The organism is Peteryoungia ipomoeae, from assembly GCF_004912165.1.
Classification (GTDB): domain Bacteria; phylum Pseudomonadota; class Alphaproteobacteria; order Rhizobiales; family Rhizobiaceae; genus Allorhizobium; species Allorhizobium ipomoeae.
This window is the reverse complement of the sequence record NZ_STGV01000002.1, coordinates 394,011-407,230: the sequence shown is the minus strand read 5'-3', so window position 1 is coordinate 407,230 and position 13,220 is coordinate 394,011. Positions and strand designations below refer to the sequence as shown.

Annotated in this window: 15 protein-coding genes; 6 read left to right on the top strand and 9 right to left on the bottom strand. The window is 59.4% G+C overall.

Translation table 11 applies throughout. The features are described 5' to 3' along the window. Nucleotides 1-256 precede the first annotated feature (256 nt). The 3 genes from FAA97_RS08410 to FAA97_RS08400 are packed head-to-tail and all read right to left on the bottom strand — an operon-like array spanning nucleotide 257 to nucleotide 3,001. Nucleotides 257-1,141, bottom strand: a complete 885-nt coding sequence (locus FAA97_RS08410) for an SDR family oxidoreductase (RefSeq protein ID WP_136598322.1) — start codon at nucleotides 1,139-1,141, stop codon at nucleotides 257-259. Nucleotides 1,142-1,143: 2 nt separating this feature from the next. Next, nucleotides 1,144-2,298: a tRNA epoxyqueuosine(34) reductase QueG gene (queG, locus tag FAA97_RS08405; RefSeq protein ID WP_136598083.1), complete on the bottom strand. Its 1,155-nt coding sequence runs from the start codon at nucleotides 2,296-2,298 to the stop codon at nucleotides 1,144-1,146. Nucleotides 2,299-2,308: 10 nt separating this feature from the next. Next, nucleotides 2,309-3,001 carry a glutathione S-transferase family protein gene (locus FAA97_RS08400; protein ID WP_136598082.1) on the bottom strand — a complete coding sequence of 231 codons (693 nt, stop codon included), beginning with the start codon at nucleotides 2,999-3,001 and terminating at the stop codon, nucleotides 2,309-2,311. 145 nt (nucleotides 3,002-3,146) lie between these two features. On the opposite strand from FAA97_RS08400, the gene FAA97_RS08395 reads away from it, so the two are divergent. Continuing rightward, complete coding sequence (locus tag FAA97_RS08395) at nucleotides 3,147-3,953, top strand: undecaprenyl-diphosphate phosphatase (RefSeq protein WP_136598081.1); 807 nt, start codon at nucleotides 3,147-3,149, stop codon at nucleotides 3,951-3,953. Between the two features lie 65 nt (nucleotides 3,954-4,018). Here FAA97_RS08395 and FAA97_RS21060 read toward each other — a convergent pair whose 3' ends face one another. The 6 genes from FAA97_RS21060 to dnaN all read right to left on the bottom strand — a co-directional run bounded on the left by FAA97_RS21060 (nucleotide 4,019) and on the right by dnaN (nucleotide 8,487). Beyond that, entirely contained in the window at nucleotides 4,019-4,177 is a 159-nt protein-coding gene (locus FAA97_RS21060) for a hypothetical protein (protein ID WP_168800957.1), read from the bottom strand. Between the two features lie 211 nt (nucleotides 4,178-4,388). Continuing rightward, a complete protein-coding gene (locus FAA97_RS08390; protein ID WP_136598080.1) occupies nucleotides 4,389-5,369 on the bottom strand; it encodes a complex I NDUFA9 subunit family protein in 981 nt (326 codons plus the stop codon). A 135-nt stretch (nucleotides 5,370-5,504) separates the two neighbouring features. Further along, a complete protein-coding gene (locus tag FAA97_RS08385) occupies nucleotides 5,505-5,792 on the bottom strand; it encodes a DUF1330 domain-containing protein (RefSeq protein ID WP_136598079.1) in 288 nt (95 codons plus the stop codon). 24 nt (nucleotides 5,793-5,816) lie between these two features. Then, nucleotides 5,817-6,521, bottom strand: a complete 705-nt coding sequence (gene pyrF, locus FAA97_RS08380; RefSeq protein ID WP_136598078.1) for an orotidine-5'-phosphate decarboxylase — start codon at nucleotides 6,519-6,521, stop codon at nucleotides 5,817-5,819. Nucleotides 6,522-6,666: 145 nt separating this feature from the next. Further along, nucleotides 6,667-7,254, bottom strand: coding sequence for a phospholipid N-methyltransferase PmtA (gene pmtA / locus FAA97_RS08375; RefSeq protein WP_136598077.1), 588 nt, complete (start codon nucleotides 7,252-7,254; stop codon nucleotides 6,667-6,669). Between the two features lie 114 nt (nucleotides 7,255-7,368). Beyond that, nucleotides 7,369-8,487 carry a DNA polymerase III subunit beta gene (gene dnaN, locus FAA97_RS08370; RefSeq protein ID WP_136598076.1) on the bottom strand — a complete coding sequence of 373 codons (1,119 nt, stop codon included), beginning with the start codon at nucleotides 8,485-8,487 and terminating at the stop codon, nucleotides 7,369-7,371. 159 nt (nucleotides 8,488-8,646) lie between these two features. Between dnaN and rsmI the strand changes: the two genes are divergently transcribed. From rsmI to ugpE, 5 genes are all read left to right on the top strand, one after another. After that, nucleotides 8,647-9,621: a 16S rRNA (cytidine(1402)-2'-O)-methyltransferase gene (rsmI, locus tag FAA97_RS08365; protein WP_425467409.1), complete on the top strand. Its 975-nt coding sequence runs from the start codon at nucleotides 8,647-8,649 to the stop codon at nucleotides 9,619-9,621. After that, a complete protein-coding gene (locus tag FAA97_RS08360; RefSeq protein WP_136598075.1) occupies nucleotides 9,618-9,986 on the top strand; it encodes a YraN family protein in 369 nt (122 codons plus the stop codon). The genes rsmI and FAA97_RS08360 overlap by 4 nt, the downstream gene beginning before the upstream one ends. 134 nt (nucleotides 9,987-10,120) lie before the next feature. Further along, nucleotides 10,121-11,419 carry an extracellular solute-binding protein gene (locus tag FAA97_RS08355; RefSeq protein WP_136598074.1) on the top strand — a complete coding sequence of 433 codons (1,299 nt, stop codon included), beginning with the start codon at nucleotides 10,121-10,123 and terminating at the stop codon, nucleotides 11,417-11,419. A 66-nt stretch (nucleotides 11,420-11,485) separates the two neighbouring features. Continuing rightward, nucleotides 11,486-12,367, top strand: coding sequence for an ABC transporter permease subunit (locus tag FAA97_RS08350; RefSeq protein ID WP_136598073.1), 882 nt, complete (start codon nucleotides 11,486-11,488; stop codon nucleotides 12,365-12,367). A 10-nt stretch (nucleotides 12,368-12,377) separates the two neighbouring features. Further along, on the top strand, nucleotides 12,378-13,220 hold the full coding sequence (gene ugpE / locus FAA97_RS08345; protein ID WP_136598072.1) for a sn-glycerol-3-phosphate ABC transporter permease UgpE: 843 nt from the start codon (nucleotides 12,378-12,380) through the stop codon (nucleotides 13,218-13,220).

Sequence of the window (13,220 nt, the reverse complement as noted above, 5' to 3'; positions counted from 1 at the left end):
ACTGTAACATTCGTGATTCAGGTTAGTGAAAATTAATGGTTAATGAAATATGAATGGGTTGAGAAAATTCTTTTGAATCAGTCGTCAAAGCGGAATGAAATTTCGACGACGCCGACAAGCAGCGCGTTCACATTTGAGCCGAAGAAAAATTGATCCTGTCGGAACAAAAATGGCCCTCGCCGGAGATGCAGCGAGGGCCAAACAGGAGATGCAGTTTGTCAAGCGAGATTCTTGCGTGACAAAGTATAGGCCAACGTCACTTGAGAGTGATCTTGCCGGATGCGGTGTTCCACAAGTCCGACAGGGAAGTCCTGTATTCCGGGTAGCGAAAAGTGTAGCCGAGGGAGCGGATTTTGGCGTTCGAAACGCGCTTGTTCTCACCATAGAAGGAGCGCGCCATCGGTGTCAGTTCGGCCGTCTCGAACGGCTGCTCGGGCGGGGGCTCCACCCCCATGATCCGGGCTGCTGCTGTCACGACATCTTGTGGCGGACAGGGCTCGTCATCTGTGACATTGAAGATGCCCGACGTGTGAGCCTGCGCCAGAAACAGGGTGGCGCCGGCAATGTCTTCTACCCTGATGCGATTGAAGACCTGATCCTTCTTCACCAGTCTTCGCGCCGTCCCCTTCGCGAAGTTCATGAACGTGTTGCGGCCCGGTCCGTAGATGCCGGATAGGCGTAGAATGGCGAGCGAGAGATCCTCTCTCGCGCAGGCCAGGGTCCAGGCTTGTTCGGCCTCTACGCGCTCCATCGAGCGGCGCGAGACGGGACGCAACTCCGAGGTCTCGTCAACCCAGTCGCCCTGGTGATCGCCATAGACGCCGACGGTCGAGAGGTAGCAAACCCATTGCAGCTGCGGCATGTGCCGCTTTAGGCCCTCTGCATCCGTGAGGCGGATCAACGGATCGCCCGCGACGCCAGGCGCGATCGACTGGATGAGATGTGTGACGGTCGAAAGCCTGGCAGCAAGTGCCGTTGAGATCGCCTCACCGTCGAAGATCTGCGGCGCGATGCCCGCTGCCGCAAGGGGTGCGAGCTTGTCCTCGCTTCTGGTGGTGCCGGTCACTTCAAAGCCGTTCTCTGCGGCAAGCTGACCGATCGCCTGGCCGGAATAGCCTGCCCCGAAGATCACCATATGCATCGTCATCTCTCCCTCATCCATTCGCTCTGCACTTCATCGTCCGTTTCACCCGCCTGTCGCGTTTGTCGCAGCGCATCAAAATCCGCTGCCGGCATCAACCGCGACAGTGCCCAGACGGCCATGCCTCTGACGTCCGGAGAGGCATCGTCGAGCAGGCTGGAGCAGAGGGGTATGAGATGGGGCAGGCCGGAATTGCCAGCAGCAATCAGAACGTTGCGGACGAAACGGTTCCGGCCGATGCGCTTGACGGGTGAACCGCTGAAAAGACTGCGAAAGGCCGCATCATCAAGTGTCAGCAGGGAAGCAATGTCTGGCGCTTTCAGATCGTCACGCGCTTGCAGCTTCATCTCGCGGGCTTCTTCGGCAAATTTGTTCCAAGGACAGGCCGCAAGGCAGTCATCGCAGCCATAGATCCGGTTGCCGAAGGCCGGACGCAAGTCAGGATGGATGGTCCCCTTGTGCTCGATCGTCAGATAGGAAATGCATCGCCGAGCGTCGATCTGATAGGGGGCGGGAAACGCATCGGTCGGGCAGGCCGCAAGGCACGCGCGACAGGAGCCACAATGATCCACTTCGCCTGTGTCGATATCAAGCTCGGCGGTGGTGAACAGGCTGCCGAGAAACAACCAGGAACCGTATTCGCGGCTCACGAGATTGGTGTGCTTGCCTTGCCAGCCGAGACCGGCTGCCGCTGCCAGCGGTTTTTCCATCACTGGAGCCGTGTCGACAAAAACCTTCACGTCTTCCCCGGCGCGGGCTGCAAAGCGGGTCGCGATCTCTTTCAGGCGACCCTTGATGACATCGTGATAGTCGCGATTGCGCGCGTAGACGGAGATGGCGGCCTTGTCCGGCTGTTCCTGAAGCAGGCGAGGATCGTCGTCCGGGCCGTAATTCATGCCGAACATGACGACAGAGCGCACATCCGACCAGAGGACACGCGGGTCGGCGCGCCGCTCCTTCGTCTCTTCCATCCATGCCATCGTGCCGTGCCGCTCGGCGTCAAGAAAGTGTTGTAGCCGCTCTGGCGCTTGGGGGATTGAATCCGGCAAAGTGACGCGACAGAGGTCGAAGCCTTGCGCCGCAGCTTCCTGCCGCAGGAAGCGTGTCAACTCTTCCCGCCGCTTCCGGATCTTCGGATCGGACTGCGGCTCGCGCATGGGATATCCGTTAGAAGTCGAGGTCGGCGTAGTGCGAGACGGGGGTGATACCGCGCACGCGCTCAGTGAGGAAGGAGCGGAAGGAGGGGCGCGATTTCAGCCGCTGATACCATTCCTTTGCAACGGGGAACTCGTTCCAGTCCACTTCGCCCAGGTAATCGAGAACGGAAATCGCTGCCGCTGCTGAAAGATCGGCATAGCTCAGCCGCTCGCCAGCCAGCCATTGCCGGGATCCGGCAAGCCAGCTCAAATACTTCATGTGATGGCGGATATTGGTCCGTGCGGTGCGCAAGACCTTGGAGTCCGGCGCGCCACCGCCGAGACCATTGGGAATGAGCAACTTCTGCACCCGCTCGCGCACCAGCGGACGCGTCACATCCTGTTCCATCTTCTCGAGAAACCATTCCGTCAGCCGGCGAATTTCCGCACGTTGGAACGGGTCTTCGGCAAACAGGCGTCTGTCACGCTTCAAGACCCCGTGGGTCTCATCGATGAATTCGGATATGACCATGGCGCCGCACAGGGCACGCATGTTGTCATCGACATAGACGGGCAGTGTACCGGCCGGATTGAGCGCCAGGAAGTCACGCCGCTTCTCCCAGGTCTGTTCTTCGACCAAATCCACCTGAAAGCCATATTCGTTGAGAACAAGGCGAATGAAACGTGACGCGGTGGACATCGAGTGATGATACAGGGTCGGCATGGGACTCGAATTCTTTGATGTTGGATTGCCGCAGCGCTCGAACGAGGGCTGGTCATGATTTCGGCTTCCAAGCTATAGGTGCTCGGATCCGTCAACACAAGCTTATCAAACACCCCTCCCAAGCCTTCCTCCCCAAGGAGACCCAATGGAAGATCAATCAATTGTCAGTGCGCTGGTACTCGGCGTCATCGAAGGACTGACGGAATTCATTCCGGTATCTTCGACAGCCCACGTGCTCCTGGCGGGCCAGTTTCTCGGCTTCAAATCACCTGGCAATACCTTTGCGGTGCTCATTCAGCTCGGGGCCATTCTGGCGATTCTCAGTGTCTATTTCACGCGTCTCTGGCAAATTGCGGTGACGCTGCCCACGAGTGAAAAGAGCCGTCGCTTCGTCGGCATCGTTCTCCTAGGTTTCCTGCCAGCGGCTGTCATCGGGGTTATCGCGCATGATTTCATCAAGACAGTGCTGTTTGAGACGCCTCTGCTGATCTGCATTGTTCTCATCCTCGGCGGCTTCGTGCTTCTGTGGATCGATCGCAAGCCGCTCACGCCGCGCTATCATGACGTCAATGACTATCCACTGTCGCTGGCGCTGAAGATCGGGTTCTTCCAGTGCCTGGCCATGGTGCCGGGGACATCGCGCTCGGGAGCGACCATTGTCGGCGCACTGCTGCTCGGCGCAGACAAGCGTTCAGCGGCGGAATATTCCTTCTTCCTTGCCATGCCCACTATGGTTGGCGCCTTCACGCTGGATCTCTACAAGAACCGGGATGCGTTGAATGTGGATGACGCCCTGATCATTGGTGTCGGCTTTGTCGCGGCCTTCGTTTCGGCGCTGTTCGTGGTGCGCTCCCTGCTCGCCTTTGTCTCGCGGCGTGGCTATGCGCCCTTTGCATATTGGCGGATCGCGGTCGGAGCGATTGGTCTCATCGGATTGCTTTTGTTTGGCTGACGATTGAGGGGCGAAACGGAAAAGGCCGCCTCTTGGGCGGCCTTTTGCATGAAGAGAATAGACGATTACCTGTTCGTCGGGATCGAAGCGGTGCTGCACGGATCAATGCCGTAGGCCGGCGTGCAGTTGCCCTTGTTTGCCGCTACTGTGGTCGGAGCCACAAAAGAACCGGCGATGATCACCAATGCCGCACACGCAAAAAACAGTGCGATGGGTTTGCCCATGAAAAGCCTCTTAGAACTATCGTATGTTGGGACTGGCGACCGTCTCGCCCGATCGTCTTGCGGGGTCGTGTTTACGCGGGCATTCCGCGATCAGCAATACCAGATGCATGCTTTCCGAAGGGTTAACGTCGGTCTTGGTTAAGCTGCGTCATTTGTGCAACGTGGAGTGCCACGTGTCACAGATGACGCATTCTTATCCAGGAAGCTTGCGTCAGGCTGCCTTGCCCGAACCGGTATATTGCCCATGTGGGCGATACTGGACCAGATAGGTTGGCAGGATGGAGGCCATGGACGCAGGCTCGATACCCAGCCCTTCCAGCGTGCGGCCTTCTGCTTTCGCCTCTGCGGACACGACGTTGTCCTTTTTGAGAAGGGTAACCTGATCGCTGGTGATTGGCGGGGTGATCAACGGAATGACCGAGGCGACGCTGCCGATCATGGACGCAATTCCGAAGGGCAGGGAAACCAGTGGGCGTTTGCGGCCCACCACATCGAGCATGATTTCCAGACACTGCTTGAAGGTTGCAACGTCGCGCCCACCAAGTTCGTAGATCTTGCCGCGAGAGATGTTGCCATCCACAGCGCGGGCAACGACTTCGGCAACATCGCCGACATAGACCGGCTGGAACTTGGTCTTGCCGCCGCCGATCAGCGGTAGCGCTGGCGCAAGCCGGGCCATAGCAGCGAACTTGTTGAAGAAATCATCTTCGGGACCAAACACGATCGACGGGCGCACAATGGTCGCGTCAGGGACGATCGAACGGATGGAAGCTTCGGCGCGTCCCTTGGTTCTGGCATAGGCCGAAGCGGCGGAGGCGTCAGCACCGATGGCAGACACATGGGTCAGGCTCGCGCCAACAGATCGGGCGGCTTCGGCGACAGCGCGGGCGCCAAACTCCTGGACGGCGTCAAAGCTGTTGCGACCGCTTTCGAGCAGCAGGCCAACACAGTTCACGACATGGTCGGCACCCTGCACAGCTGCGTCGATCGACGAGCGGTAGCGCAGATTGGCCTGCACAAAAGAGATCTGTCCCACATTGCCGAGCGGCTGCAGGAAACCGGCGAGATCAGGACGACGCACGGCAACCCGGATACGGTAGCCACGACGGGCGAGGGCCCGGACCACATGCCGACCAACAAAGCCCGAGCCCCCGAAGACGGTGACGAGCGGCGGAAGGTTGGACAAGGTCATGGACGGGCTCCCCTGAACTGCATGGGCGCATACTATATGCGCGATCTTGGCTTCTCTTAACCGGAAACTTTGCCCGGGGGAAGGGCTTCAGGCTGCGTCACGGCAGCGCCGAAAGCCCCAGGAATGCTCCCTTGTTCAGACGCCCTCAACGACCACCATTTCCGCATCGGCCACTTCCTGGCGGATGGCTGCAGCGATCTGGTATTCCGGCGAGTTGTAGCAATCGACGGCTGCCTGATGCGACGGAAACTCAATCACCACATTGCGTGCCCGCGCCTGACCCTCGAGTTGCGTATACTCTCCGCCGCGAGCCAGAAACCGGGCGCCGTATTTCTCGAACGCGGGTTTTGCCGCAGCAACATAGTCCTTGTAGCGCTCGGCATCGCGAATATCGACGCGGGCAATCCAGTATCCCTTGGCCACGGTTTCTTCCTCCCTTGACTGATTTCAGTTCGACGTCTTCAGCGCTGCGTCCATTTCAGCGAGGATCGCGAGCGCCGAGGCCTTGGGGTCGTCGACTTTGACGATCGGGCGGCCCACTACGAGATGGCTTGATCCGGTCGCAATCGCGTCTGCGGGTGTCATGACCCGCTTCTGGTCGCCATGGTCGGCGCCAGCGGGTCGAATGCCCGGCGTCACGATCGCCATTTTTGGACCGACGATCTGGCGCACGGCGGATGCCTCTTCTGCCGAGCAGACCACGCCGCCCATGCCGGCGATGCGCGCTTGTTCGGCGCGCTTCAGCACAAGGGTGTGCGGGTCGTATTCGTAGCCGGCATCCTTGAGATCCTGCTCATCCATCGAGGTGAGCACGGTCACGCCAAGCAGGCACAGGCCGGACCCTTCCGCCGCCTTCACTGCAGCCGCCATCGCTTTTGGATAGGCATGAAGCGTCAGCATGGTCATGCCCATGCGGGCGATGTTCTCGACGGCGGAGGCCACCGTGTTGTCGATGTCGAGGAGCTTCATGTCGAGAAAGACCTGCTTGCCGTCGCGTGCCAGGTCGCGGGCGAATTCCAGGCCGCCGACAAAGGCGAGCTGGTAGCCTATCTTGTAGAAGGAGATACTGTCTCCGAGCGTCTTGACGACGGTTTCCGCTTCGGAAACGGTCGGGACATCCAGCCCGACGATGAGACGGTGACGTGCACTCAAGACGATGACTCCTGCCTGATCCCCATGGCCGTGACGTCGCATGAGACGCGGCAATCTGCAAGGGTGGGACGACAGGCTTTGCCCGTCATCCCCTTTGAAATGCAGGTTTGCGGCCCTGGAGGGGTGCCTTGCTCCTGTCTGGGCCTCAGCCGCGACGATAAATCCAAAGCTGCGCCGGTGGAATGTTGCGCACGACGAAGTCGAAGTGCTGAATGTGATAGCGCTCTGGATTGGCGACGATCGGCGATACAGGTCCATAGGTGATTTGCACGACGGGACGACCAGCGGGCAGGCGGTCGAGCAGCTTCTCCAACAGCGTGATGCGCGACGACATGGGAAAGCTTAGCATCGGCACCGCCGAAATGACGCAATCGAACGTCTGGTTCGCCATGCTGCCAAGCGTCGCTTCGATGTCAAAGGCGTCGCCATGAATGAAATTGACGCCCGGATAGTCCTGCGTCAGCCGCTGATAGAAGTCTTCGGAATACTCAATCGAATAGATTTTTTCGGCGGGAATGCCGCGCGCCAGAATCTGCTTGGTGATGACACCGGTGCCAGGGCCGAGTTCAAGCACCGGCAGGCCGGACTGCGGATTGATGACGCTCGCCATCTTCCGGGCAGTGACCGAGGACGTCGGCACGATCGCGCCGACAGTCTTCGGCCCTTGCATCATCCCTTTGAAGAAGCGGATTTCCTCATCGAATTTCTGCTCGAACCGTTGTTTCAGTCGCATGTATTCACCCTCTTCCTGACAGCGCCCGCTTTTTGCGATGCTTTGCGTCATCCTTGGTCGGAATTGTCGCAAAAACAAGGTCAAATGGCGCTGTCGGAAAAGAGGCGTGACTTTTTACACGCGCATCGGCATCAGAACGTAAAGCGCGTCGGCCCCTGCGGTGTCGCGGATCAGGGTCGGCGACCCTGCATCCGCCAGCAGGAAGATCGCGTCGTCGCCAGACAATTGCGCGGTGATGTCGAGCAGGTATTTGGCGTTGAAGCCGATTTCCATCGCGTCGTTTTCATAGCCGACGGCAACTTCTTCCGTCGCGCTGCCGGAATCCGGATTGTTGACCGTGAGCAGGAGCTGGCCGTCGGAAAGGGCAAGCTTCACGGCGCGGCCACGCTCCGACGAGATGGTCGAGACACGATCGACAGCGCGCGCGAATGTCTGGCAATCGACACGCATTTCCTTGTCGTTCGCCTGCGGAATGACGCGCTGGTAGTCAGGGAAGGTGCCGTCGATCAGCTTGGAGGTCAGTACGATCGAGCCGATGGTCAGGCGGATCTTGGAGTCGGAAATCTCGGCGCTGATGATCAATTCCGGATTGTCGATGAGCTTCTGCAGTTCACCAACCGTCTTCCGCGGAATAATGATGCCGGGCATGCCTTCGGAGCCGGAGGGAGCATCGACATCGGCCCGCGCCAGACGGTGGCCGTCGGTCGCAACGGCCCGCAGCTTCAGGGCGCCACCCGCTTCGATCGTGTGCAGGAAGATGCCGTTCAGATAATAGCGGGTTTCTTCGGTCGAGATCGCGAACTGGGTGCGCTCGATCAGCATCTTGAATTCCGATGCCTTGATCTTGAAGCTGTGCGTAAAGGTGCCAGCCGTGAGATCCGGGAAATCCGATTCCGGCAGGCACTGCAGCGAGAATTTCGAGCGGCCCGATGCCACCGTCATGGAAGCGCCATCTGGCGTCGTCGCCAGCATCACTTCCGAACCATCCGGCAGCTTTCGCACAATTTCATAGAGAAGATGCGCCGGAACGGTGGTCGAGCCGGCCTGCTCCACCATCGCGGGCGTGCTTTCCGTGATTTCGAGGTCAAGGTCCGTCGCCTTCATGTCCAAAGCCGCACCTTCGGCCTTCAAAAGCACGTTGGACAGGATCGGGATGGTGTTGCGACGCTCGACCACGCGATGAACGTGGTTCAGCGACTTTAGGAGATTGGACCGTTCAAGAGTTATGCGCATGGACGCTACCGCTTTCGATATGTCGTCTTCCGGATGTCCGGATGAAGGAGGTGTCAGCCCTGGGCCGGACAATGTGGACGGGCAAAATGGCAGGAAAAGAACCAGAAATGCAAGAGGCCCAATGGTTTTCCACCTTGGTCCACCGCAGAGCCTGCCAGAATGGTTTATGCCGCCGCCGCCCTTGCCGTGAAGCCGGGGCTGGGGGATAAAGACGCGATGAACCACCAGCAGAATTCCCCAGCCGCCCCGTCTGCCATAAAGCGCTACCGCGTCAACGATACCCTCGTTGCGGCCCGCCCCCTGGAGCCTGCGCTCTATCTTGTCGCCACGCCGATCGGCAATCTCGGCGATATCACGCTGAGGGCGCTTGAAACCCTTGCGGGCGCGGACGTGCTCGCCTGCGAAGACACAAGGGTCACCCGCGTGCTGCTTGACCGCTACGGGATCGAGAACCGACCTTATGCCTATCACGAGCATAATGCGGAGGAGGCCGGCGCGCGATTGCTGGCCGCGCTCGAAGCCGGAAAATCGGTTGCGCTGGTCTCCGATGCAGGCACCCCGCTCGTCTCCGATCCTGGATATCGGCTGGGCCAGCTTGCGATCGAGGCCGGCTATCGCGTCGTGCCCATTCCTGGCGCTTCCGCCCCGCTCGCAGCCCTGGTCGGGTCTGGTCTTCCCAACGACGCCTTTCTCTTTGCCGGGTTCTTGCCGACGAAAGACAAGGCCCGGCGCGATCGCTTGCGGGAGCTCGCGCGGGTGCCGGCAACGTTGATCTTCTTTGAATCGCCTCACCGCATCGGCGACACACTGCTTGCCGCAGCCGAGGAGCTCGGCGGCCAACGCCAGGCCTCCGTCTGTCGAGAGCTGACCAAGACCTTTGAGGAGTTCCGTCGTGGCACCCTCGGAGACCTGGCCGCTGATTACGCCGACCGGACCGTCAAAGGCGAGATCGTGCTCGTCGTCGGCCCGCCGGCAGCAGAGGCGCAACCCGATGCAGCAGACGTCGACAGCCTGCTTTCTGAGCTCTCGGCAACATTGCCGACAGCCAAGGCCGCGACCGAGGCGGCTCGCCTGACCGGCCTGCCGCGCAAGGAACTTTATCAGCGGCTATTGGAGCTAAAGCAGACATCATGAAGCGGCGCGGCGCGGATGACAGACGAATCCGGGCCGAACGTCGAGGTCGATGGTCGGAGTATCGCGCGGCGCTTCTTCTTCTCCTCAAGGGCTACCGGATTGTCGCCATGCGCTATCGCACGAGGGTGGGGGAAGTCGATATCATCGCGCGACGTGGCAATCTCGTCGCATTCGTCGAAGTGAAAGCGCGGCGCGAGATCCTTTCCGGCGTTGACGCGGTTACGTTTTCCGCCCAGCGTCGCATCGCGCAGGCCGGTGATCACTGGATTTCCAGGCAGCCCGACGCCGCAAAGCTGTCATGGCGGTATGATATTATCGTGGTGCGGCCCTGGCGTTTGCCGACGCATCTCAAATCAGCCTTTTAGCTTCGTTTGGCTTTCGGTCGAAAAATATCGAAACCCTGCAATTGTGACTGCGCTGTCATAAAACAGTAAACGCGCTGTCATGGACCGATCCTAAGTGAGCCTAACCGCAACAACCGGTGGAGAGGATCTGTCCCATGATCAAGAAGATTTCCCTGGCCGCATTGGCCCTGACCATGACCGCATCGACAACGCTTGCCGCAACCAACATCACCTGGTGGCACGGCATGGGCGGTCGCAACGGCGAGGTGATCAACGAGCTCGCCCAGAAGTTCAACGCTGCCCAGGCGGAATGCGTCCTGACGCCCGTCTCCAAGGGTTCGTATGAGGAGGCTCTGTCGGCTGGCATTGCAGCTTTCCGTTCCGGCGAGCAGCCAAACATCCTGCAGGTCTTCGACGCCGGCGCCGCCACCATCATCAACGCCAAGGGCGCGACCGTTCCGGCCGAGGATCTCCTCAAGGAGAACCGCTTCGAGTTCAACCGCGAATCCTTCATCGAAGGCGTTCGCTACTTCTACGCCGATAGCGACGGCAAGTTCGTCGGCATGCCGTTCAACTCCTCGGCGCCGATCATGTACATCAACGACGAAGCGCTGAAGAAGGCCGGCGTCGAAGCGCCGAAGACCTGGGAAGAGTTCGAAGCCATCGCGCCGAAGCTGAAGGAGGCTGGCTTCATTCCGCTCGTGCAGTCGCAGCTGACCTGGCAGTTCACCGAGAACTTCTTCTCGCGCAACAACATCCAGTTCGCCTCCAACAATAACGGTTACGACAGCATCGTCGACACGACGATCAACGTCACCGACGAGCGTCACGTCATGATGTATGACAAGCTGAAGGCTTGGTACGATCAGGGCCTGTTCGGCTATTACGGCGCTGCCTGGAATGACAACCAGAAGGTCTTCGAAGAAGGCAAGGCCGCTCTCTGGATCGGTTCCTCGGGCTCCTTCGGTGGCCTGCAGAAGACCGCCACCATGCCCTTCTCGGCAACCTTCCTGCCTTACTGGAATTCGATCGAGGGCGCTGGCGTTCACTCCTTCATCGGTGGCGCTGCCCTCTTCGCAATGGCCGGCAAGTCGGCTGAAGAGAACAAGTGCTCGGCCTCCTTCTTCAACTTCCTGACCTCGACCGAGATCCAGAAGTTCTACCACCAGGCCACCGGCTACGTCGCCATCACCAACGCCGCTTACGAGCTGTCGAAGTCGGAAGGCTACTACAACGAGAAGCCGGCGGCCGAGGTCGGTATCCAGCAGCTGCAGCTGCCGTCTGCCGACTGGAACAAGGGCTATCGCCTCGGTTTCTACCCGCAGATCCGCGTCATCATGGAGCGCGAGTACAACCGTCTCTTTGCCGGTGAAACAACGGCTAAGGACGCCATGGAAACGATCAAGAAGGAAGCCGACGAGCTTCTCGCCCGCTTCGCCAAGACGGCAGGCTGATCATTTCTGAAACTTGATTGAGACCCGGGGGCGAAACGCCCCCGGAACTTGCATTGAGAGGGCTCCATGAAGCGCGTCCAGTTCAACTCGCGATACCTGCCATATCTGTTCCTGCTGCCGCAGTTCGCGATCATTTCGATATTCTTCTACTGGCCCTCGATGCAGGCGATCACCTCGTCCTTCTATATCGAGGATCCATTCGGCTTCGGTTCGAGCTTCGTCGGTGCCGACAATTATACGGATGCGCTCACCTCGCCGGAATACCAGAAGATCGCCCGCTTCACGATCGGCTACAGCCTGATCGTCACCTTCCTTGCTTTGTCGATCGGCATGTTGCTCGCCGTAAAGGCTGACGCCGTGATCCGGGGGCAGTCTGCCTACAAGACGCTGCTGATCGTCGTCTATGCCATCGCGCCGCCGGTGGCAGGCCTGATCGGCATGATGCTCTTCGATCAGCATATCGGCCCCTTCGTGAAGTTCGTTGCCCTGTTCGGCTGGGACATGAAGATCGGTCTCAACTACTTCGACACGGCCTTCGCCATGGTGATGATCGCCGTCTGGAACCAGATCCCTTACAACTTCATCTTCTTTCTCTCAGGCCTCCAGGGCATTCCGGCCTCGATCCGCGAGGCCGCTGCGATTGACTGCAAGTCCGGCACCCGCCGCTTCTGGACCGTGATCCTGCCGCTGCTCACGCCGACAGCTTTCTTCCTCCTGGTCATCAACATGACCTATTCGCTCTTCGACACCTTCGGCGTCATCGACGTCATCGTGAAGGACAAGCCGGCGAACAACCCGATCACGCTGGTCTACAAGGTCTATCTCGACGGCTTCCGCGGCAATGACCTCGGGTCGTCTTCGGCCCAGTCGGTCATTCTGATGCTGGTCGTGCTGGCGCTGACCATGATCCAGTTCCGCTTCATCGAACGCCGCGTCCATTACGGTTGAGGAGAGCGCCATGTACCGCACCAAATTCTTCGACCATCTGATCCTGATCGCGGGCGTGATCTTCATGCTGGGACCGCTGGTCGTCGCCTTCACGACGTCGACGCATTCGGCTGCTGAGATCCACTCAAACGGTCTGATGCTGTCGGTCGGCGACGATTTCACCGAGACTTACAATGAGGTCCTATTCAAGTCCGGCGGCTTCACCGGGCAGGTCACGGGCCTGACCATGGCAATGAACTCGCTGATCCTGGGCTTAGGCTTTGCCATCGGCAAGATCGTGCTCTCGATGCTGGCTGCCTACGCCATCGTCTACTTCCGCTTCCGCTTTGCAACGCTCGCCTTCTGGCTGATCTTCACCACGCTGCTCCTTCCGCTCGAAGTGCGCATCATGCCGACCTACAAGGTGATGAGCGACCTCTCGCTGCTCAATAGCTATCAAGGCCTGATCCTGCCACTACTCGCCTCCGCCACCGGCACCTTCTTCTTCCGACAGTTCTTCAAGTCGGTGCCGGACGAACTGCTTGAAGCTGCCCGCATCGACGGCGCCGGCCCCTTCAAGTTCTTCAAGGATATCCTGTTGCCGCTGTCGCGCACCATGATTGCCGCCGTCTTCATCATCATGTTCGTTTATGGCTGGAACCAGTATCTCTGGCCCATGCTGATGACCACCGACGAGGGCTTCTACACGCTGATGCGCGGCATCAAGCAGATCCTGCAGGTCTGGGTAGGATCGCAGATCCCCGATTACAACGAAGCCTTTGCCATGGCCGTGCTCGCACTCCTGCCCCCCGTCATCGTGGTGGTGGTGTTCCAGAGTTGGTTCATCAAAGGCCTCACCGAAACCGACAAGTAA

Excerpts from the sequence above, each read along its gene's own strand:
- FAA97_RS08410 (WP_136598322.1), bottom strand. The coding sequence starts at position 1,141 with ATGCATATGGTGATCTTCGGGGCAGGCTATTCCGGCCAGGCGATCGGT.
- queG (WP_136598083.1), bottom strand. The coding sequence starts at position 2,298 with ATGCGCGAGCCGCAGTCCGATCCGAAGATCCGGAAGCGGCGGGAAGAG.
- FAA97_RS08400 (WP_136598082.1), bottom strand. The coding sequence starts at position 3,001 with ATGCCGACCCTGTATCATCACTCGATGTCCACCGCGTCACGTTTCATT.
- FAA97_RS08395 (WP_136598081.1), top strand. The coding sequence starts at position 3,147 with ATGGAAGATCAATCAATTGTCAGTGCGCTGGTACTCGGCGTCATCGAA.
- FAA97_RS21060 (WP_168800957.1), bottom strand. The coding sequence starts at position 4,177 with ATGGGCAAACCCATCGCACTGTTTTTTGCGTGTGCGGCATTGGTGATC.
- FAA97_RS08390 (WP_136598080.1), bottom strand. The coding sequence starts at position 5,369 with ATGACCTTGTCCAACCTTCCGCCGCTCGTCACCGTCTTCGGGGGCTCG.
- pmtA (WP_136598077.1), bottom strand. The coding sequence starts at position 7,254 with ATGCGACTGAAACAACGGTTCGAGCAGAAATTCGATGAGGAAATCCGC.
- dnaN (WP_136598076.1), bottom strand. The coding sequence starts at position 8,487 with ATGCGCATAACTCTTGAACGGTCCAATCTCCTAAAGTCGCTGAACCAC.
- rsmI (WP_425467409.1), top strand. The coding sequence starts at position 8,647 with ATGGTTTATGCCGCCGCCGCCCTTGCCGTGAAGCCGGGGCTGGGGGAT.
- FAA97_RS08360 (WP_136598075.1), top strand. The coding sequence starts at position 9,618 with ATGAAGCGGCGCGGCGCGGATGACAGACGAATCCGGGCCGAACGTCGA.
- FAA97_RS08355 (WP_136598074.1), top strand. The coding sequence starts at position 10,121 with ATGATCAAGAAGATTTCCCTGGCCGCATTGGCCCTGACCATGACCGCA.
- FAA97_RS08350 (WP_136598073.1), top strand. The coding sequence starts at position 11,486 with ATGAAGCGCGTCCAGTTCAACTCGCGATACCTGCCATATCTGTTCCTG.
- ugpE (WP_136598072.1), top strand. The coding sequence starts at position 12,378 with ATGTACCGCACCAAATTCTTCGACCATCTGATCCTGATCGCGGGCGTG.